Raw genomic sequence first — 19,667 nt, 5'->3', positions numbered from 1 at the left:
ATCTCATTATATATTCTAAAGTAAACAATGAAAAATGCATAATTTAAAATTAGCTATTTGGCCACTTTCTTTTTATTACGCAAGTATTCTTATTTTGGTAGTGTAATTGCTTAAACTTTAGCATATAATAATAACGGAACTTATGTTCTTGTTTTAAAGGAGGTATCGAAATGCGCTATCTTTCAGATGAGGAATTGGAACTAGGCACGCGCTTTCTTTTTTTATCAATGGCAATAGTTGTCATCAGACAGGACATGGATCATATTCAACGTGGCGCCTTCAAAATAAAGGAGCCTTATATGAAACTTTTAACGAAGATGGAAGAAAAGGCAACCAATGAAAGAAGGGAACTACGTGCAGCAATGAAGCAGAAGAGAATGCAGGTAATTACATTAAATAAAAATGACTCGTTTTCTTCGTTCCTTTTTATTTGTCAAAATCGGGAAGAAAAGCGAAATTATTTCAACCCTGCAATTCGTAAAAAAGTGGAAGCTATTCTAGATGAACTCATTGGGAAGGATCTCCTACCGCACCAGTCTGATACTGCTGAAAGAGCCTAATTCGATGATCCAGCAAGTAGCGAAATTGAGCAGTGCGCTGTAATTGATTCATGATGGAACCATACGATGTAGCAATGATAATCTTTCTGCCATTTGTAAACTGAATTTCAGTATGTCTATCAGCAGCTTTTCTTATTTTATCTATATACGAATGCGCAATCCAAGAACATCTTCGATTGCTAGGTGAAGTAGTTGGGAAAAAGTACATTCCACTTGAAGGGTCGATGGAGATTGGTGCTTTATGGGTAATTCCGCTAATGTCTCTTGTTCCGTCCTGCCTGCCTTTTAGACTACTACCGAAAAAACGGCATGCGTTGTCAATGATTTTTGTGGGGGAGTGATCAACCACATATTCTGCATCCTCCTCTATTACACGTGTAACTGCATCACCATTTACGTCACGCAAAGATAAGATTGCCATTGTAACAGGAGTTATTTCATGAGAGGTAAAATAATAATTTTCCATTAATTGATTCTTCCTTTCTAAAAAATAAAAAGAAAGTGGCTCAAGGACTAATTTACCATATTTGTGTAAATAATGGTAGTGAAAAACCAAATATTGAGAAAAATTAACTTGGGATATAACAAAAGCACGGAGCGCCGGGTGCTGAAGCTGGATGTGGCTGTTTAGGCAGCTACGTTATCCACAGCTTTCATTTTTTATAGTGGCATAGTGGCCTGACATTAAAAATTAAAAAATCCACCCCATACTTTCAATCAACGGGGAGGATTTTTTATGTTTTTTAATTAATAGAGTAAATTAATAAAATCTTCTTTGGAAATTCTTCCGAGGTAGTGCGATACATTGAAATCTTCTAATGCAGCTTCAATCGCTCTTCGTTCATGACGAATACCTTTTAGCTTATCTTCAAGCTCTGTCACACTTCCGACTCCAAAGAAATCACCATAAATCTTACAATTTTCAATGATTCCTTTTTTAACATCTAACCGGACATCTACAAGACCTGCATCAAACTTATACGTTTCCTGAACATTAAATGCCGGAGACTTCCCATAGTTCCATTCCCATTGCTGATAACGGTTTTTAGAGATTTCGTGAATCTTCTCCCAATCTTCTTCTGTCAATACATACTGTGGGACATCTTTTATATCCTCTATATCAAAAACATTTTTCAAGATGATTTCTTTGAATTGACCCATCGTAATCGGCTCGTCAAGATACTCTGCAACATTCGCGACTCGACTTCGAATAGATTTAATTCCTTTTGATTCAATTTTTATCTTTTTAACTTTCAATGCTTTTGTGAGTTCTTCCAGCTCAGAGTCCAGCATTAAGGTCCCATGACTGAACATACGTCCCTTTGTCGAAAACATCGCATTACCGGAAATTTTACGACCCTCTACTGCTAAATCGTTCCGCCCTTGCATTTCTGCTGGAACACCTAGTTTATTCAGCGCATCAACCATTGGTTTTGTAAATTTAGCAAAATTTTGAAAGCTGTTGCCATCATCCTTTGTTATAAAGCTGAAATTAAGATTTTGTTCATCGTGGTAAACAGCTCCACCACCTGAAAGACGACGTACAACTTTAATTTCTTTATCATCGACGTAGTCCGTATTGATTTCTTCAATCGTATTTTGATTTCTTCCAATAATAATAGACGGTTTATTCACATAGAATAATAGGTATGTATCCTTTTCACCAAAATTCTCAAGGACATATTCTTCAATAGCCAAGTTAACCATTGGATCTGTAATTCCTTTATTATCAATAAATTTCATTTATCGTTACCTCCTTCATTACCTCTACCATTAATTTTAAGCCAAAGGACCCAAGTAATCAATGGATATTGCTTATCACAATTAGCCTTTCCAGATTGTTCCTTCTTCTGCTAACCGTACATTTCCCTTATAATGGTTTTTCGCTTCTATCACTAATTGGTGAATATCGCCATATTGTGGTAAGTGACTAAGCATTAAGGTGTCTACTCCTGCAGCCTTCGCAATTTTTGCACCTTCCTCACTATTCATATGCCCTGCTTTTGTCCCGTCTTGTCCAGCATAATAATTACAATCAACAATCAATAGATCCGCGCCTTGTGCAAAATCCTTCCATTCTGATTTATAGCTTGTGTCTGCTGTATAGACAATAACATTTTCACCGTCAGTTATTCGCATACCGTAACATGTAACTGGGTGAACCGTTTCAAAAAACTGAATCGTAAAGGGTCCAAGTTTCAGTTCTTCTTTTGGATTGTATGGCATACCTTTTGTATAGTCATGTGTTAAAGCTTGAAAGCTAGCTTGATCTGCTGTATGCCCATAAATCGGTAAGCGTTTATTTGCACCTTTAACGTAGTATTCAATTAACTTTGCATACTGAAGCACACCAACATCAGCAATATGATCATGATGATAATGCGAAATGATAACCGCGTCGAGATCGGCAACTGCTTTGTATTTTTGTAATTTCGACAGTGCCCCACTCCCAACATCGATCAACAGTGAAAAACCCTCTTTTTCAAGTAAATAAGATGAGGTTGCACCATCCCTTGCTGGGTACCCACCCCAGCAACCAATAACCGTTAATTTCATAAAAAAACACTCCTGTTATAAAATTTGTTGTAACACAGCATTGACAAATAACATATTGTTATATTACAATGAATCTAACATCAAATACGTTAACATTAAAGGAGGATACACATGACTAGTATTGTTGAGTTTTTCAGAAACCTGCCTAAAAAGAAGTGCAAGCAATGCGGTGAAGATATGATTCACGAGAAAGCTGACTGCTATGGTAATATCTGCGATGAGTGTGATCACCCAGCAAGATAACTGCAATACGTCAATAATTTTGTTAATGTGTATAACCTAAATAAATCAGTTTAAATCATCTGTACTACAACAATATTCTTTTTCTTACAGCTATTATTATAGCTGTATTTTTTTTGTAAGCACAGAAAATACTCAAAATATTTTAGAAGGTTCTATTAATAGCTATCAATTTATATTATAATTTATTTAGAGATACGAAACATTTAGTAAAGGAGATTAATAATGGCAATTCATACAATAACTAAAAATCGTTCGGACATACCGGAAGAACAAAAATGGGATTTAAAAGACTTATTCCCTTCTCATACCGCTTGGAATGAGGAGCTTGCGAAATTACAAAAAGACGTTACAGAAATTACAGCCTATAAAGGCAAGTTAGGCTCTGATTCCAATACGTTATTACAAGCTTTGCAGGCATTGGAAGCATTCCAGCAAAAACTTACGCGTGTTTCGGTTTATGCAATGCTTCGTTCAAGTGCAGATGGATCAGATCCCGATAACCAGCGAGACTCCGCGAAAGTAGCAGCTGCAACTGCTTCTATTCAAGCAAAACTAGCTTTTTTTCAATCCGAATTATTGACGCTTTCGGATGCTACGATTAATCAATTTCTTAGGGAACAGTCTGAACTGACAACCTATAAAAAAATGCTAGATGATTTAATGGAAGCAAAGCCTTATACCCTTGCTCCAGAGATAGAAGAGACACTAGCTGCACTAAGCGAAGTACATAATGCGCCATATATGATTTATCAGCGCAGCAAAGCTGCTGATATGCAATTCGACCCGATTAAGAATGAGGATAATGTCGAGTTACCTATGTCTGCAGCTCTTTATGAAGATCGTTATGAATTTACAGCTGATACGAATACGCGTCGAGCAGCATACAAGTCTTTTACGAAAACATTAGATCAATATAAGAATACGTTTGCTGCCACCTATGCAACAGAAGTGACAAAACAGGTTACGATGGCTAAACTTCGTGGCTACAAGTCTGTAACGGATATGCTGTTAGCCCCACAGCAAGTAACTGAAGAAATGTATCATAACCAGTTAGATGTAATTCAACAGGAACTGGCACAACATATGCGCCGGTTTGCAAAATTAAAAAAGGAAAAGCTCCAGCTTGATGAAATGCAGTACTGCGATCTAAAAGCGCCGCTTGACCCAGAATTTAACCCAAAAACAACCTATGAAGATGCAACGGCAACGATTATTGAAGCATTGCAGGTAATGGGACCTGAATACACAGCGATTATGAAAGAAGGAATTTCTAATCGCTGGATTGATCGTTCCGATAATGTCGGTAAAGCCAATGGAGCATTTTGTTCCAGTCCATATGGTGTTCATCCATATATCTTAATTACATGGACAGATACAATGCGAGGCGCTTTCGTATTAGCACATGAGCTTGGTCATGCAGGTCATTTTTATCTCGCTGGAAAGAATCAATCCCTTGTCAATACACGTCCATCTACTTATTTCATTGAAGCTCCATCCACTTTAAATGAGCTGCTATTAGCAGAACATCTGATGAAAACCAATGACGACAAGCGGATGAAACGTTGGGTGATTACCCAATTGCTAGGAACATATTATCATAACTTTGTTACACATCTGTTAGAGGGAGAATATCAACGCCGTGTTTATACGTTAGCTGAGCAAGGTGTTCCGCTTACAGCAAATGTACTTTGCAAGGAGAAGAAAGAAACACTCGAAGCCTTCTGGGGAAATGAGGTTGTATTTGATGAAGGTGCTGGCTTAACTTGGATGCGTCAACCACATTATTATATGGGGCTTTATCCATACACCTATTCAGCTGGATTAACTGTTTCCACGGCAGTAGCAGAAAAAATTAAAACGGAAGGTAAACCAGCTATTGACAGTTGGTTAGATGTATTAAGAGCCGGTGGAACAAAAAAGCCACTCGAACTAATTAAACAAGCTGGTGTTGATATGTCAAATCCTGATGCTATTCGCGTTGCCGTTAACTATGTAGGATCACTCGTTGATGAATTGGAGAAAACCTACGAATGATGTTTGCGACCTGCTGGAAGCAAAATAAGAGTTAAACAATGAAATAATGCTACCTTAACGATTAAGGATGGGGCTGGGACATAACAAAAGTGTTTAATGTTAAAAACGAACGATGCAAAAGCTTAGCGTAGGAAATATACGTAGACTCCAGTGGGAGGTAAGGCATAGGTGGGACACCGTAGTGCGATAGCACAAGAGGCTCACCATCCGCCTTTGGATGCGCGAATTATATTTCCGGATCGAGTTATTTGCACCAATCATGTTCGGTTTTTATTTCATAAAAATACTTTTGTCTCAGTCTCATCCCTTTTATAATTTAGAAGGTAAAAATCCAGCCATTAATAAAGGATGATAATAAATGAAATATGAGTGGAGAAAAAAAGAAAAGGATTTATATATACCGAAACAACAACCCGAATTAGTCACCGTTCCAGAACAGCATTATTTTATGATTCAGGGAAATGGGAATCCGAATGACGAGGAATTTTCCAATAGAATAAATGTCCTTTATTCGTTAGCATATGCTGTGCGGATGATGCCAAAACAAGGACATACTCCTGAAGGATATTTTGAGTATACGGTCTATCCATTAGAAGGAATATGGGATTTGACGGAGAAAGGCAGACAACTAGATACCCTGGATAAGGATGAATTGCTATACACCATTATGATTAAACAACCTACATTTGTAACTGAAGAAGTAGTGGAGAGAGCATTTGAATATGTACGAAAGAAGAAAGCACATCCTTTGCTAGATGACGTGACTTTCGATTCAATGGAAGAGGGTTTGTCTGTACAAATGCTTCACGTCGGACCATATGATGATGAACCAAAAACATTTCAGAAGATGGATGAATTTATAGCTAGCAATCAGCTTGAGAGAATGTCTTTAACACATAAAGAAATTTACCTATCCGATTTTCGAAAAGTTGAAGCATCCAAGCTTAAAACCGTTCTTCGTTACAAGGTAAAACGGAAAATAGAATCGTTTGAGTAGATGATCCAACTAATTGCAGACCATCTACTTTTTTGTGTTTCCCCGGATTAAATTGCTCGATTCTCACCTGTAATGTCGAATAACAGCCAAATTCTCTTATATATCAGCTAATTTAGTGTGAACATCAGCATTTTTCACCCAAATATCAGCCTTTTCACAGTAATTATCAGCTTTTCCCAAGAGGTGCATTTTCCTAAGCAAATAAATAAGCTCCAGATCAACAATCGTCTAGAGCTTACATACCATTATTTATTTAAAAATCCGAGCACCTCTTCAGCACTCTTGCGTCCATGTCCAATGCAATCTGGGATTCCGACGCCATCATAAGAGCTTCCTGTTAAAAATAAACCAGGCAATTCACTTGCTGCATTTGCACGGATATCTGCCACAAGCTCTATATGTCCGACATGATATTGTGGCCTTGCATGTTTAAAGCGTGTAATAATGCTGAATTCGGGCCTTGCTTTTATTTTCATCGTTTTATTCAAATCACGTAAAACGATGTCTGTAATTTCTTCATCTGATAAATTGACAATATCTTGATCATCGGGTTTTCCAACATAGCATCGGAATAAAGCTTTCCCTTCCGGAGTTGTATTTGGCCATTTGCGATGGGTCCACGTACAAGCCGTGATTCGATATTTTTCACTCCGACTAACAAGAAAACCAGTACCATCGATATCTTTTTTTATTTGTGACTGATCGAACGCAAGAACAACATTTGCAGTTGATGTTGCTGGAATATCATATAAGTTTTTAAGGAAATCATATTGTGAAAGGATCTTTGGAACTTTATTATGTGGCGCAGTCATAATAATCGCATCTGCTCGATACACTTCTCCATTGCTTAATAACAAATGGTAGCCATGTTCCTTCTTCTCTATATGATCAACAGCAGTATGCGTACGTACCGTTCCATCAGTTAATTTTTCTTCAAGTCGGTCGATTAATGTCTCGAGTCCATTTTCAAAAGAAAAAAACATTCCTTGCGATTTTTTCTCTTTTGCTTTTTTTGCTGGCTTTGGCATTGTTTTTTGTAAACCTTTGATTAAGCTGCCATGTTCCTGCTCCAATCGATGAAACATCGGATATGTCGCTTGTAAGCTCATTTGATCAATATCACCAGAATGAATTCCTGAAAGCAGCGGATCAATCTGATAATCAACAAGCTCGTCTCCAAAGCGACGACGCATTAATGCACCAACCGATTGATCACCTGTTTCCTTGCTTTTCGGTAGTACCATATCCCAAAGCGCTCGTAGCTTGCCTTTACGTGAAAACACATTGGATGCGAGCAAAGGCTTTATTTCTTTTGGCACTCCCATAAAAGCACCTTTAGGCATTTTATGTAATTTATTTTTCACTAAAATATAGGATTGTCCTGTACCATTGTAAACAATCTCGTCTTCCAGACCTAGTTCTTGTACAAGATTCATTGCTTCTGGTTTTCTTGCTAACAAAGAATCTGGACCGCGTTCGATCGTAAAACTATCCCTTTTAATTGTATGAATTCGACCTCCAAGACGTTCAGTGGCTTCAACCAATTTTACATCAACAGCTAATTGGTTTTCACGAATTTGCTTTTGCAAATAGTAAGCGGCGGATAAACCAGTTATACCGCCACCTACAATCACAATCTTTTTACGTTCCATCACACTTCACTCTTTACTTTACTTAATACTACTTTTACTAGTGAATCAATGAAGTCAGGATGAACATTCGGCATGTGTGGACGATAATAGGATACACCTAATTCATCACACACTACTTTACATTCATAATCATTGTCGTATAATACTTCCAAATGATCTGCGATAAACCCAACTGGCGCATAGACAAAAGCTTGGTAGCCTTCCTGATTATATAGATTTCGTGTAAGATCCTGAACATCAGGTCCTAACCAAGGATCTGGCGTATTTCCTTCACTTTGCCAGCCTACTGCATAATTTTTAATCCCAGCACCTTCAACAATTAAATCCGCTGTTTCTTGCAACTGCTCAGGGTATGGATCACCATTTTGTAAAATCTTCTCTGGCAAGCTATGTGCAGATACGATGAGCACCGCTTTTTCACGTTCTGTCTCAGTCATTTCATTGTAAATCTTTTTAACTCCATCCACCCAGAACTGGATAAATCCAGGCTCTTTATACCAGCTTTCAACAGCTTCAATGGAAATACCATGCTTTTCTGCTTCATTCGCTGCACGATCATTATAAGATTTCACGCTAAACGTTGAATAGTGTGGAGCCAGTACAATAGAAACAGCCTCCTTGATCCCATCCTTTGCCATCTCTTGTACTGCGTCTTCTATAAAAGGTGAAATATGCTTTAATCCAATATACGCTTTAAACTCATATTCATTTTGCGATTCATTTAATCCCTTTTCAATTGCATATGCTTGTTCTTCGGTAATCTTTGCTAATGGAGAAGTTCCGCCAATTGCCTTGTAGCGATCTTTCAGATCCTGAAGCGCTTCAGGATCTGGCTTTCTTCCATGGCGAATATGTGTGTAATACGGTTCAATTTCTTCTTCTTTCGTTGGTGTACCATATGCCATTACTAATAATCCCATTTTTTTCTTTTCCATTTTTATTGCACCTCTTTGTGAAAATTTAAAGTGTGAGTTCAAAAGGAGGATGAAAAGGTCCGAGGACGGATAAGCTCGCAACGTCCTGTGCGTCGAAGTTCGAGACGGTGTGGCTTTGAGCAGACGCACTTGCACGCAGGAAAAGTGATTTTCTTTTCCAAGGAGTAGCGCAAAAGCAGCCAACGAGCTTCTTGCCTGATGTGGTGACTTCGACTCTCGACACAGGACGTGTCGGTACTTAGTCGAAGGTCTACTGCTCTCGATGCGTCATTTTCACCGGACTTTTTGAACAACCTCTTGTATCTATTTATGTGTATAAGAATGAATAAGCGCTGTTAACTTTTTCAATGTTTCTGGTTTTATATCAGGTGTAACACCGTGTCCAAGATTAAACACGTGCTTTCCATGCTGCATTCCTTCGTCTAGAATTGCCTTCGTTCGTCTCTCAATTGTTTCCCAGTCCGTCAGCAAAATGGTTGGATCCAAGTTTCCTTGCACAACCTTCGTTACACCCATTTTACGTGCTTCGGCAATGGATGTGCGCCAATCAAGACCAATAACGTCAACAGGAAGATCATTCCACTCTAACAATAAGTGACGCGCACCAACACCAAAAGTAATCAATGGTACGTTATGCTTTTTTAGCTCTGAAAATATTCTTGTCATTACTGGCTTAATAAATACACGATAATCCGCAGCATTTAATGAACCTACCCATGAATCAAAAATTTGAACTGCTTTTACTCCAGCTTTTACTTGTGCATCCACATACGTAATAATCATATCTGCGAGCTTTTCCATTAAAGCAAACCAAGCTTCTGGCTCACGGTACATCAAGCTTTTTGTTTTGCTGTAATTTTTTGATGGGCCACCTTCTATCATATAGCTTGCAAGTGTAAACGGTGCACCACTGAACCCAATCAGAGGTACATCAAGCTGTTCCTCTGTTAAGATACGAATGGTATCAAGCACGTATGGAATATCTGCTTCTGGATTTAATTCACCAAGCTTCTCAATGTCAGCCAGATTCCTGATTGGATTGTCAATAACTGGTCCAATCCCAGCCTTAATTTCAACATCGACACCAATTGCTGGCAGCGGGGTCATAATATCCTTGTATAAGATCGCGGCATCAACCCCATAATTTTCAACAGGAAGCCTTGTTACATAAGCACATAATTCCGGCTGATGTGTAATTTCAAATAACGAATATTTCTCTTTCAGCTCCCGATACTCTGGTTGGGAACGTCCTGCCTGTCTCATAAACCAAGCTGGTGTATAATCCGTATCTTCCCCTTTGTAAGCTTTTAAAATCGTATCATTGATTCGTTTTGACATAAATTTTCACCCTTTTAACATACTGTGCGTTTCCTCTATACTATCTCCATACCTAACTATAGCGATTACATGCCCTACTGTATAGTAACGGTGGCTGATTGTCATCAATTTGTCTAATTTATTTACCAATTCATTTTCACAACTTCCGATCTGCCACCTTCCAATTTAGTTAAGGGGTCGTACGCTACAACATAATACGTATTTCCGCGAAATAGTGCATGATTAATGGTATATGCTGTTTCTCCTTGCACTTCATCAATGCGTTTATCAATGCCAGGCTTCTCTTGATAGATTCTATAATGCACACGCTCATCATCTGACCCTTCCCAGCTTAACTTTCCCTGTACCAATGAAAAGCCACCAAATTGATATTCTGCACGAAGGTTTGTAATTTGCGGGAGCTTGATTGGCTTAGGTAATTCACTCACAGCATCTGGTTTTGTAAATTCCGCTGTGAGTGCACCACCAGTTTGCTGATCAACCTCAGTCAATATCGATTTCGTTAATCTCGTTGGATAAGAACTTCCACCAGTTAAGTAATGATCCTTATCTGACTTATCATACCCAATCCATGTAGCAGTTACATATTCTGGTGTATATCCAACAAACCAAGCATCCTTGACTTGTCCCTCAACATGGGGATGTTGGGTTGTACCTGTTTTTCCAGCTAATGCTTTTGTATAGTCACCAGCAGCTGCTGTCCCATTATTAACGGTCTCCGTTAGCATCTCCGTCATATGCCATGCTACTTGCGGACTAAAAACCGGTGTAGATACAGCTTCCTCTTCGTATAGTATTTCATTATTTCGATCAAAAATGCGATTAATCGTTGTTGCTTCCACGACATTTCCTTCTGCAGAAAATGAACGATAACCGGTGGCAAGTTGTAGCGGTGTAACTCCTTCAGCTAACCCACCAAGCGCAATCGCTAATCCTTCATCCTCAATCGGCATTCCTAATTGTTCTAGATAATCTTTCGCATAGTCAATGCCAATTTGGTCAAGCAGCCATACGGTCGATGTGTTTTTGGAACTCATTAATGCTTCATAAATTGTAACTGCATTTGCGTACGTTCCATCCACATTCGACACCATATATTTATCTGTTTGTTGATCCGGTAAAAGTGTAAAAGGTGTATATTTTTCCTCCTGCATGAGTGCTGGCCCATATACTGCAACCGGTTTGAAGGTTGAGCCCGGCTGGCGCTTTACTACTGCACGATTTAAATCACCAACCTGATAATTTCTACCACCAATAGCAGAAACAACTTTTCCAGTCTTACCTTCCATCATCACAAAGGCGCCTTCCACTCCATCCGTGTTTCCCGGAAAAAATGCATCGTTTTGAAACTCATCATGGGCAATTTTTTGAATCGTACTATCCATATTAACGATAATTCGATATCCACCACGCTTTAACGCTTCAACTGAAAGCTGATGCTCACTTGCCGCTTCTTTCATCACAAGGTCAATATAGCTGTCAGTCCAAGACTTGGCCTCTTTTTCCTGTATTTCCAGGCCTAATGTTTTTTCTTGTTCTGCAAGCCTTGTTTCAGCAGTAATGTATCCAGCATTTTCCATCGCCTGTAAAACAACATTTCTTCTATTAAGTGCTTTGTCTGGATGGTTAATCGGTGAATATCCATTCGGGGCTTTAGCAAGCCCAGCAAGCGTCGCACTTTCTGCAATTGTCAAATCACCAACCGACTTCGAGAAGAAATACTGTGAAGCTACTTCTACTCCATATAAACCATGACCAAAATAAATTTCATTCATATATAACTCTAGGATTTGATCCTTCGTTAATTCTTTTTCTAAATAAACAGCTGCCATTGCTTCCTTTATTTTTCGTGACCATGTTTTATCATTATATAAAAATAAATTCTTCGCTAGCTGCTGTGTAATCGTACTTGCTCCCTCAACCTTACTCATTGCAATAATGTCTTTGTAGGTTGCACGAATAATTGATTTGATATCTATTCCAGAATGGTCATAAAAACGTCTATCTTCAATTGCAACATAAGCTTGCTGCAGGTGCTCAGGCGTTTGATCAATAGGGGTATAAATTCGATTTTCATTGTATAACGTTCCAATTACTTCCCCATCCTGTGTTTCAATGATAGTCGTTTCATCTAATACCATACCTGCCTGATCAACGATTAGCTTTCCACCAAATAAAGCAGCACCATATCCAAGAAGTCCCATGACGATCATACAAACGATCATAAATAAAATCACTTTAAATCTACGCCGAATTGTTAAACGTCGCTTCTCTTTTTTTACCTTTTTTCGCATATGTTCACCTCTACACAATTACATTATTTATTATACGACATTTTTCGCCGAATCTAAAGAATATACTCCCTATTATTTAATAATAATTTTAATATAGGATTTGTGTAATCGTTGTCAATAGAGGGTAATATGGTTAATATGATATTATAAAAGATAAAGGGGGTTATTATATGAAGGCGTATATGACCAATGGAACAGTTGAGTTCCTATTGAAGCTACGTAAAAAAAATCCAGAAATCAACCTTCATCTTATGCATAGTAGTGAGGGCGGGATTGCTTACTATGAGAATCATGAAAAGAAACTATTCCAATCGGGAAGAGAATATGAAATTTTAATGCAAACCGGAGACATTCTGGAAGAAGGATTTGTGGTAATGAACAACATACCTGTTTCCGATGAAAGTAAACCCGGTTTTGAATATCGATTCAAGAACCGGACTAATTCGGTTGAAGGAATGCCCGGATTCCAAGCCTTTCGCTTACTGAGGTCGACTAAAAGCAATACGTATGTTGTATTCACACAATGGGAATCTGCCAAGGACTTCGAAAACTGGAAGGAATCGGAGCAATTTAAAGAAGCTCATAAAAACCAAAGTTCTAAAAAGCCAGCAAATTTTCTCGAACGGCCGTTTCTAACGATTTGCAATATGTATACAGAGGAAGAGGACTAGAATCAAACACTTGAAATAATGCTCGAAAATTATCCCTCGGGCATTTTTTCAAGGTAATTCATTACCATAAGTAGATTACGCAAAGATAGTTTATTTGCTTACATTAATTTTTGCTTCCTCTGGTGTTATCGTCTTTATTTTCTTTATGAAATAATAGTGCTTATAGAACATGAGTATAACCAAAACTATCCTCACGAACAGAATATCCACATAAAATATCGAAAAAAGAATAAAAGCGTCAGCAATCAAGTTTATTCGAACTTTTTCTTTTTTGGTCATGCCACGGTTTTCTTTGATTCGAACAACGTATTTTTCATAAAACATGGTACTCTTAAACCAGTTTTCAATACGCTTCGAGCTTTTCCCAAAACAAAACGCGGAGAATAGAAAAAACGGTCCACCTGGTAAGACTGGTAATACCGTACCAGCAACACCAATACCAAAGGATATAAGTCCTAGAAGCATGAAAAGGGCACTTCTTATATTTTTAATGGTAATCACCTTACCTTATATAAATTTGGCAACACGGAACAGCATACGATTTAGAGTATAAAATCATATTAATTATTACGTTTTACCTCAAAAATATCAACCTCCTGTTCATTTGAAAATGCAATTCTACTATAGAACACTTTATTTTTCCATACCCTATTGGCAAACACTAGCTTTCTTCCTTTTGCAAACTCATCCATGCTACAATGAGAGAAAAGACAGCTGGAAGGAGTGATACCATGCCAGACTGGTCTTATCATGGTATTTTTCGTCCCCTATTGAACATATTACCGCCTAATGTCTCAAGAGAACTTATACATCGTGGAATGAGTTTCATTGCTACACTTCCATTCCAGATTGGCCCACAAGTGATTCATTTCCTGGGAAGGGAAGAAAATTCTCCCCTCATCCAAAAAAATAACCATGGATTAACATTTCATAACTCAGTTGGGTTATCTGGAAAAATCGATCCTTTTCTTTCTGGAACACGTGCTTTTACCAACTTAGGCTTTGGTTTTCTAGAAATTGGACCTGTGACAGCGAAGCAAACAACCCATTTCACGACTCCAATAGTTGATAGAAAGGCAGAAGCGATTCAATTTCCCGCTAAGGTAGAATCCGTTGGAATTGAAAAAACAATCGATCATTTACATAAGGTAAAAAAGAAGCAACCTCTATTTGTTAGACTAAGTGGGACATATGAAGAACTAAGCTTTATGATAAAGCGGCTTGAACAATTTGCTGATGGTTACATTATCGAATCTTCGTTTCCAGTATTAATTCAAGAAACGAATAAGCCAATATTCTTCTCAACCGTTCCACCAAGTGAGAGTCTTATAGATAGTTCTTTTGCTGGTATTGTGTTGGAACACACGGAAAAAGATATTCGTTTGCATGAAAAAGTGAAGAAGCTAAGAAATAACGGCTATAAAGGCACCATTATAACTTCAGGCGGGATCAAGGAACCAGAACAAGCAATACAGCTGCTAGATGCTGGCGCTGATTTCATTATGCTTTCAGATGGCTATGTATTTGCCGGCCCAGGATTAACCAAGCGAATCAACGAAGCACTTTTAGATCGCCTTGATTACAGCCCTCCACAACTACACGGATGGTTTGCCTATTGGCTATTTGGTTTATTTATTATGATTGGAGGACTGCTGGCACTTCTTTTTAGCATGACAACTGTAGTACTACCATATGATGAGCTGTTTTTAGGAATGAAACGCGAGTCAATAATGACCTTCAATGAGCGAATTATGTTATTCATGGCACATGATCGTATGACACTAGCTGGTACCATGATATCTGGTGGAATTGTATACATGCAGTTAGCCAAACACGGAGTGAAACATGGATTAAAATGGGCAAAGCAGGCAATTGATATTGCTGCAATTATTGGCTTTCTGGGTATTTTTGCTTTTATTGGATTCGGTTATTTCGACTGGCTTCATTTTGTTTTTTGGCTTGTTTTGCTTCCAGTTTATATATATGGATACATGAAATCCATAGGCGTTACTGGCACGCCATCCTCTAAAAACAGAAAAAATGATGTCATCTTTAGAAGAGGATTATTCGGGCAATTAGCCTTTGTATTATTAGGGTTTTCTTTTGTATTAGGAGGGATTATCATTTCCACCATCGGAATGACTACCATCTTTGTCCCAACTGATTTGGCTTATATCTGCATGCCAGCTGAAATGATGAATACGTTTAACGAGAACTTGCTTCCTGTTTTAGCACATGACCGTGCTGGATTTGGCAGTGCTTTAATAAGTGTTGGCCTACTCGTATTGATGCTCTCATTATGGGGATTCCAACAAGGCAATCGGTGGGTATGGTGGACCTATTTAATAGGAGGCTTGCCAGCATTTTGGGCAGGAATCTATATTCACTTTGCAATTGGCTATACGACTTTTATACATCTGTTACCTGCGTATATTGCACTTGGCTTGTATTTTATTGGATTAATTCTTTCTTATACGTTTTTTAACAAAACAGAAGCACGACACTAAATGATTCTTTCGCGTGTTCACTCCCCTTTTTAGCGGTAGATAGAATTCAAATTTTATAGTCCAATCATATCAAAAAAAGTAGTGGCTTCATTGACGAAGCCACTACTTCTTATATTAATTCACAACATATTCATTAAAGAATGTTTCGTAACCCTCTTCAGGATATTGTCCAACAAGCCTGGCAACCTCTTGTCCATCTTCAAAATGAATCAGTGTTGGAGTTGATTCAATGCGATATGCATTGCCTTCTTGTCCAAACTCTAATAAATTGAATTTCTTCATATCGACATCCATATTCTCAGCTAATGGGGCGAGATATGGTGTTGTGTTTTGACAATAAATACAAGTTGGGCTATAAAAGTAAACCGTAACAGGATCTCCATTCTGAATCGTTTCACTTAACTCATCTGGAAGAATTTGATTTTGATATAATGGATTGTCTAGCTGATCAATTGTAGCTTGATCCAAATCCTCTGTTCCATAAGGATTTTCATTGTTATTAAGTGCTTGATTATTTTTATAATCGAGGACGAAAAATAAAGCAATAAATAATACAACAATTACCGCAATAATAGCTATCATTTTCTTTCCCATTCGTTTATTTCCTCCTTTGTTCCTTTAAAAGCATAAGATGTAAAACAATAATTACCGTAAACGCTACACCAGCTAAAAACGGTATCGTTATAAAGCCAAAGTAATTGACGTAGACAGCATTACACGGAACTGCTCCAGTGCATGCTCCCCCCAATTCATGCATTGCAGGCACTTTTTGCAGCATGTAGTGATAAATTGAAATTGGCAATCCGATTACACTCAAAATTAATCCTGGCAGCGCAATTGAAATATCCTTCTTAATTGCTGCAGCCCCATAAATAATGACTAATGGATACATTAGAATTCTTTGGTACCAGCACATTTCACATGGAACATATCCCATTATTTCTGAATAAAACAAACTACCTGTCGTTGCTACAAATGCTTGTACCCAAATGAACAACAATAAATTCTCAGCTTTCTTAGTCATCTGCCGCATATTCGAGTATTCCTCTCTTCTTTTTATACATTTGTATTATACAAATGCCTGTAGTGAAAAACAATAAAACAGCTTTGGTTGTTTCATCTAATATGACAAATTATTGAACAATCACGAAAGAAAAACTCCTGTTTTCATTATAATATTGTTAGTAAATTAATGGTCTATGCTAGTATGGACATGCTATTTCACGAAGTATGAGAGTATGAATTAGAACGGCTCTGGAGAATTAATGTGAATTTTATATTTATTTTAACAAAAGCTGCTTAAACATAGTACCTTAAGCAGCTTTTAGCTAATCTTATAGTAATTGATTACGGTGGACATAAACAGCTGCTTGCGTCCGGTCATTAACATCCAATTTTGATAAAATGTTGCTAACATGCGTTTTCACCGTCTTAATACCGATGTAGAGCTTATCACTTATCTCTTGGTTCGTCATACCATTTCCGATACAGAGTAAGACTTCCATTTCACGTTCTGTCAATTCATCATGGGGCTTTTTTTGTTCAGCGCGGAAATTTGACATCATTTTTCCAGCCACTTTTGGCTCAATGACATTTTCCCCGTTGGCTGCTTTTTTGATAGCAGCAGCAATTTCAGGTGCAGCGGAAGTTTTTAATATATAACTAAATGCCCCGGCTTCAAGTGCCGGAAATATTTGTTCATCATCATAATAGCTCGTCAAAATAATAATTTTACAATTTGGATAGTCCCCCATTATTTGCTTTGTTGCTTCAATTCCTGTCCCATCATCCATAATTAAGTCCATTAAAACAACATCTGGCCGTAATTGAAGCACAAGCTCAGCCCCTTTATTCCCGCTCGATGCCTGACCAACAACTTCAATATCATCTTCCGTCTGTAAATAAGCAATAATTCCTTTTCGTACAATTTCATGATCATCAACAACTAAAACACGAACCATTTCCATTCCCCCCACTAAATAAACCGATTTATTTTCCGCTAACAAGGAATCCGAATATCAATATATGTTCCTTCATCGGGATTAGAACGAATAACAAATGTCCCGCCTAACTCCTCACTACGCTCTCGCATCGTTTTCAACCCGTAGGATGTTTTTCTTTCTTTATCATTTACTACATCAAAACCTTTACCGTCATCTTGAATGTGTACAAATAATTCGTTTGATTTTTTAAAAATCTCTACCTGTACGTTGTTCGCGTTTGCATGTCTTAAAATATTTGATAACGATTCTTGAACAATCCGAAATACATGCTCTTCTATCGTTTCACTTAGTTCTAGCTCCTCATTTATCTTGAGATGGAAATGAATTGAGCTCTTTTGCTTTAATTCTTCAATTAATTTATGTATTCCTGTTGCCAATGAATCTCCTGATAAATGAACAGGCCGTAAATGCAGTAAAAGCGCTCGCATTTCTGTCTGTGCTTGTAATGCCGCCGTAGCAACTTCCTTCATTTGCTTTTTCGCTAATGCCGGATTTTTATCAAATTGCTTAATCGAAGCTTCTGAAATCATTGTTAAAGCAAAAAGCTGTTGGCTAACAGCATCATGAAGGTCTCTAGCAATCCGCTGCCTTTCCTCTATAACAGCTGCTTTATGTGCTGACTTAGCAAAATCTGCTTTCTCATCCGCCATTCGCTGCAATGACTTTACCTGATTCTTTAATTTATTACCGAGCTCATTTAAATCCTTTGCAATTCTTGTAATCTCATCTTCATCTTTCATTGACTTTGGGAACTGAATAGAAGAATCATAATTTCCGTTTGAAAATTGCGTAATGAGAAGGGATATGCCATCCAGCTTGGTTTTCAACATATTCCCTACCTCTTTAAACCCAGTGTACAGCGAAATAACAAAGGCAATAGACGCATACAAAATTGCAAATAGAAAAATGCTTTGAACAGTTAACCATTCTGGCTCAAATAAGACATAGATAGATAACAAAATGGTAAGTAGTAAGATGGATGTTAAAAACATACTGTACAAATGGGAACGAATAAAAATATAGCGGATACTTGAAAACCTGTTTTTCATCATACAGCCCTCCTCACACACGATCGATACGAATGTTACCAGCTTTTAGATTGATATAAAAATCCAGCTTTTTGACAGCAGCATCATAGTTATTCGTTTGATAGACGAATGTGCGATTTATACCATCCGAAGCTTGATCCAGCACTTGTATACCGCCAGCTTTCACCCTCGCATGGATACGAAAATCAATATTTTCAGGTACCACAATATTCACATCTGCTGCAAGCGAATCAATCGTAATTGGAATTTTCTTTTCAGGAATAAAAGCTTTCGAAAAGTTAAAATAAAAGTCTCCGGCCATATGTTTTAAATGCATCGGCTCTACTACCCAATTCTGCTCATCGAAGGTTTGGCTCCCAACCGAAAACATCGAATTATCAAAATACTTTTTATGCCATCCTGTGTCATAATCATAATCATGATTCTTGTCGTCATCAAAAGAATAACTGATCGTAACCCGATTACGTCCAATTAGAGAAAATCCAATATATACAATAAGCAATGGCCATAAATTAATAACATCTTTAAAAGCAAATGTCATCCAGTCTAACCGATCCATGATTAACAACGAACCGAATATTGCGAAAAAGGATCCAAAAATCCAGCTTCCCCCTCTTCTTCCTAAATAACGAATCAAGCTCATAAAACCAATCACAACAAAGAAAATTGGATAAATATAATGCCATGCGACACTAAAATTGAAATCAATCACTTCAAGATTAGCCATCACAAGCATAACGCCAATAACGATTAAAAAAATCGCAAAGAAATAACGAAAGAAATTTCTCATCTGTCTGTCATCCTCTCAGAGTCAATCTGTATATAGGA

The 19,667-nt window shown here is 37.7% G+C and carries 19 protein-coding genes; 6 read left to right on the top strand and 13 right to left on the bottom strand.

Going from position 1 to position 19,667, the window contains the following annotated elements; genetic code table 11:
* The first annotated feature begins 170 nt into the window (after positions 1-170).
* Entirely contained in the window at positions 171-560 is a 390-nt protein-coding gene (locus D1B32_RS04360) for a YhjD family protein (RefSeq protein ID WP_118888730.1), read from the top strand.
* On the opposite strand, the gene D1B32_RS04355 is transcribed toward D1B32_RS04360, so the two are convergent.
* The 3 genes from D1B32_RS04355 to D1B32_RS04345 all read right to left on the bottom strand — a co-directional run bounded on the left by D1B32_RS04355 (position 508) and on the right by D1B32_RS04345 (position 3,116).
* Complete coding sequence (locus tag D1B32_RS04355; protein ID WP_095309592.1) at positions 508-1,026, bottom strand: competence protein ComK; 519 nt, start codon at positions 1,024-1,026, stop codon at positions 508-510. The genes D1B32_RS04360 and D1B32_RS04355 overlap by 53 nt on opposite strands.
* 281 nt (positions 1,027-1,307) lie before the next feature.
* A complete protein-coding gene (locus D1B32_RS04350) occupies positions 1,308-2,303 on the bottom strand; it encodes a lipoate--protein ligase (protein WP_118888729.1) in 996 nt (331 codons plus the stop codon).
* Between the two features lie 81 nt (positions 2,304-2,384).
* Positions 2,385-3,116: an MBL fold metallo-hydrolase gene (locus tag D1B32_RS04345; RefSeq protein ID WP_118888728.1), complete on the bottom strand. Its 732-nt coding sequence runs from the start codon at positions 3,114-3,116 to the stop codon at positions 2,385-2,387.
* Positions 3,117-3,227: 111 nt separating this feature from the next.
* Here D1B32_RS04345 and yhfH point away from each other — a divergent pair, with 111 nt between their 5' ends.
* The 3 genes from yhfH to D1B32_RS04330 all read left to right on the top strand — a co-directional run bounded on the left by yhfH (position 3,228) and on the right by D1B32_RS04330 (position 6,390).
* The gene (gene yhfH, locus D1B32_RS04340) at positions 3,228-3,359 is read left to right on the top strand and encodes a protein YhfH (protein ID WP_095309598.1); all 132 of its coding nucleotides are present in this window, start codon (positions 3,228-3,230) and stop codon (positions 3,357-3,359) included.
* Positions 3,360-3,581: 222 nt separating this feature from the next.
* Entirely contained in the window at positions 3,582-5,393 is a 1,812-nt protein-coding gene (gene pepF / locus D1B32_RS04335; protein ID WP_118888727.1) for an oligoendopeptidase F, read from the top strand.
* A gap of 358 nt (positions 5,394-5,751) precedes the next feature.
* Positions 5,752-6,390, top strand: coding sequence for a GyrI-like domain-containing protein (locus D1B32_RS04330; protein WP_118888726.1), 639 nt, complete (start codon positions 5,752-5,754; stop codon positions 6,388-6,390).
* 245 nt (positions 6,391-6,635) lie between these two features.
* Here D1B32_RS04330 and hemY read toward each other — a convergent pair whose 3' ends face one another.
* The 4 genes from hemY to D1B32_RS04310 form a co-directional block, all read right to left on the bottom strand.
* Positions 6,636-8,042 carry a protoporphyrinogen oxidase gene (gene hemY / locus D1B32_RS04325; protein ID WP_118888725.1) on the bottom strand — a complete coding sequence of 469 codons (1,407 nt, stop codon included), beginning with the start codon at positions 8,040-8,042 and terminating at the stop codon, positions 6,636-6,638.
* On the bottom strand, positions 8,042-8,977 hold the full coding sequence (gene hemH / locus D1B32_RS04320; RefSeq protein ID WP_118888724.1) for a ferrochelatase: 936 nt from the start codon (positions 8,975-8,977) through the stop codon (positions 8,042-8,044). Before hemH ends, hemY begins: the two co-directional genes overlap by 1 nt.
* Positions 8,978-9,280: 303 nt before the next feature.
* On the bottom strand, positions 9,281-10,315 hold the full coding sequence (hemE, locus tag D1B32_RS04315) for a uroporphyrinogen decarboxylase (RefSeq protein WP_118888723.1): 1,035 nt from the start codon (positions 10,313-10,315) through the stop codon (positions 9,281-9,283).
* A 122-nt stretch (positions 10,316-10,437) separates the two neighbouring features.
* Complete coding sequence (locus D1B32_RS04310) at positions 10,438-12,609, bottom strand: transglycosylase domain-containing protein (RefSeq protein ID WP_118888722.1); 2,172 nt, start codon at positions 12,607-12,609, stop codon at positions 10,438-10,440.
* 170 nt (positions 12,610-12,779) lie between these two features.
* Between D1B32_RS04310 and D1B32_RS04305 the strand changes: the two genes are divergently transcribed.
* Entirely contained in the window at positions 12,780-13,280 is a 501-nt protein-coding gene (locus tag D1B32_RS04305; RefSeq protein WP_118888721.1) for an antibiotic biosynthesis monooxygenase family protein, read from the top strand.
* Positions 13,281-13,370: 90 nt separating this feature from the next.
* Here the strand turns inward: D1B32_RS04305 and D1B32_RS04300 are convergent, their stop codons facing one another.
* The gene (locus D1B32_RS04300; RefSeq protein WP_240033726.1) at positions 13,371-13,745 is read right to left on the bottom strand and encodes a YbaN family protein; all 375 of its coding nucleotides are present in this window, start codon (positions 13,743-13,745) and stop codon (positions 13,371-13,373) included.
* 266 nt (positions 13,746-14,011) lie between these two features.
* Here D1B32_RS04300 and D1B32_RS04290 point away from each other — a divergent pair, with 266 nt between their 5' ends.
* Entirely contained in the window at positions 14,012-15,787 is a 1,776-nt protein-coding gene (locus D1B32_RS04290) for a dihydroorotate dehydrogenase (protein ID WP_118888719.1), read from the top strand.
* A gap of 114 nt (positions 15,788-15,901) precedes the next feature.
* Here the strand turns inward: D1B32_RS04290 and D1B32_RS04285 are convergent, their stop codons facing one another.
* From D1B32_RS04285 to liaF, 5 genes are all read right to left on the bottom strand, one after another.
* Positions 15,902-16,381, bottom strand: a complete 480-nt coding sequence (locus D1B32_RS04285) for a thioredoxin family protein (protein WP_118888718.1) — start codon at positions 16,379-16,381, stop codon at positions 15,902-15,904.
* 4 nt (positions 16,382-16,385) lie between these two features.
* Positions 16,386-16,820 carry a disulfide oxidoreductase gene (locus D1B32_RS04280; protein WP_118888717.1) on the bottom strand — a complete coding sequence of 145 codons (435 nt, stop codon included), beginning with the start codon at positions 16,818-16,820 and terminating at the stop codon, positions 16,386-16,388.
* 301 nt (positions 16,821-17,121) lie between these two features.
* Entirely contained in the window at positions 17,122-17,748 is a 627-nt protein-coding gene (locus tag D1B32_RS04275; protein WP_118888716.1) for a response regulator transcription factor, read from the bottom strand.
* 38 nt (positions 17,749-17,786) lie between these two features.
* Positions 17,787-18,839: a sensor histidine kinase gene (locus tag D1B32_RS04270; RefSeq protein ID WP_118888715.1), complete on the bottom strand. Its 1,053-nt coding sequence runs from the start codon at positions 18,837-18,839 to the stop codon at positions 17,787-17,789.
* 13 nt (positions 18,840-18,852) lie between these two features.
* The gene (gene liaF / locus D1B32_RS04265) at positions 18,853-19,629 is read right to left on the bottom strand and encodes a cell wall-active antibiotics response protein LiaF (RefSeq protein ID WP_095309625.1); all 777 of its coding nucleotides are present in this window, start codon (positions 19,627-19,629) and stop codon (positions 18,853-18,855) included.
* Positions 19,630-19,667: the final 38 nt, after the last annotated feature.

The sequence above is a fragment of the Oceanobacillus profundus genome (assembly GCF_003515705.1).
GTDB classification, from domain to species: Bacteria; Bacillota; Bacilli; order Bacillales; family Amphibacillaceae; genus Oceanobacillus; species Oceanobacillus profundus.
The sequence above is the reverse complement of the archived record's forward strand: the minus strand, read 5'-3'. Positions and strand labels throughout refer to the sequence as shown.

What these genes read in the sequence shown, in the direction of transcription:
- D1B32_RS04285 (WP_118888718.1), bottom strand. Translation starts at nt 16,381, where the DNA reads ATGGGAAAGAAAATGATAGCTATTATTGCGGTAATTGTTGTATTATTT.
- D1B32_RS04305 (WP_118888721.1), top strand. Translation starts at nt 12,780, where the DNA reads ATGAAGGCGTATATGACCAATGGAACAGTTGAGTTCCTATTGAAGCTA.
- D1B32_RS04345 (WP_118888728.1), bottom strand. Translation starts at nt 3,116, where the DNA reads ATGAAATTAACGGTTATTGGTTGCTGGGGTGGGTACCCAGCAAGGGAT.
- D1B32_RS04290 (WP_118888719.1), top strand. Translation starts at nt 14,012, where the DNA reads ATGCCAGACTGGTCTTATCATGGTATTTTTCGTCCCCTATTGAACATA.
- liaF (WP_095309625.1), bottom strand. Translation starts at nt 19,629, where the DNA reads ATGAGAAATTTCTTTCGTTATTTCTTTGCGATTTTTTTAATCGTTATT.
- D1B32_RS04275 (WP_118888716.1), bottom strand. Translation starts at nt 17,748, where the DNA reads ATGGTTCGTGTTTTAGTTGTTGATGATCATGAAATTGTACGAAAAGGA.
- hemY (WP_118888725.1), bottom strand. Translation starts at nt 8,042, where the DNA reads ATGGAACGTAAAAAGATTGTGATTGTAGGTGGCGGTATAACTGGTTTA.
- D1B32_RS04350 (WP_118888729.1), bottom strand. Translation starts at nt 2,303, where the DNA reads ATGAAATTTATTGATAATAAAGGAATTACAGATCCAATGGTTAACTTG.
- D1B32_RS04310 (WP_118888722.1), bottom strand. Translation starts at nt 12,609, where the DNA reads ATGCGAAAAAAGGTAAAAAAAGAGAAGCGACGTTTAACAATTCGGCGT.
- hemH (WP_118888724.1), bottom strand. Translation starts at nt 8,977, where the DNA reads ATGGAAAAGAAAAAAATGGGATTATTAGTAATGGCATATGGTACACCA.
- D1B32_RS04300 (WP_240033726.1), bottom strand. Translation starts at nt 13,745, where the DNA reads ATGCTTCTAGGACTTATATCCTTTGGTATTGGTGTTGCTGGTACGGTA.
- pepF (WP_118888727.1), top strand. Translation starts at nt 3,582, where the DNA reads ATGGCAATTCATACAATAACTAAAAATCGTTCGGACATACCGGAAGAA.
- hemE (WP_118888723.1), bottom strand. Translation starts at nt 10,315, where the DNA reads ATGTCAAAACGAATCAATGATACGATTTTAAAAGCTTACAAAGGGGAA.
- D1B32_RS04360 (WP_118888730.1), top strand. Translation starts at nt 171, where the DNA reads ATGCGCTATCTTTCAGATGAGGAATTGGAACTAGGCACGCGCTTTCTT.
- D1B32_RS04355 (WP_095309592.1), bottom strand. Translation starts at nt 1,026, where the DNA reads ATGGAAAATTATTATTTTACCTCTCATGAAATAACTCCTGTTACAATG.
- D1B32_RS04280 (WP_118888717.1), bottom strand. Translation starts at nt 16,820, where the DNA reads ATGCGGCAGATGACTAAGAAAGCTGAGAATTTATTGTTGTTCATTTGG.
- D1B32_RS04270 (WP_118888715.1), bottom strand. Translation starts at nt 18,839, where the DNA reads ATGAAAAACAGGTTTTCAAGTATCCGCTATATTTTTATTCGTTCCCAT.
- yhfH (WP_095309598.1), top strand. Translation starts at nt 3,228, where the DNA reads ATGACTAGTATTGTTGAGTTTTTCAGAAACCTGCCTAAAAAGAAGTGC.
- D1B32_RS04330 (WP_118888726.1), top strand. Translation starts at nt 5,752, where the DNA reads ATGAAATATGAGTGGAGAAAAAAAGAAAAGGATTTATATATACCGAAA.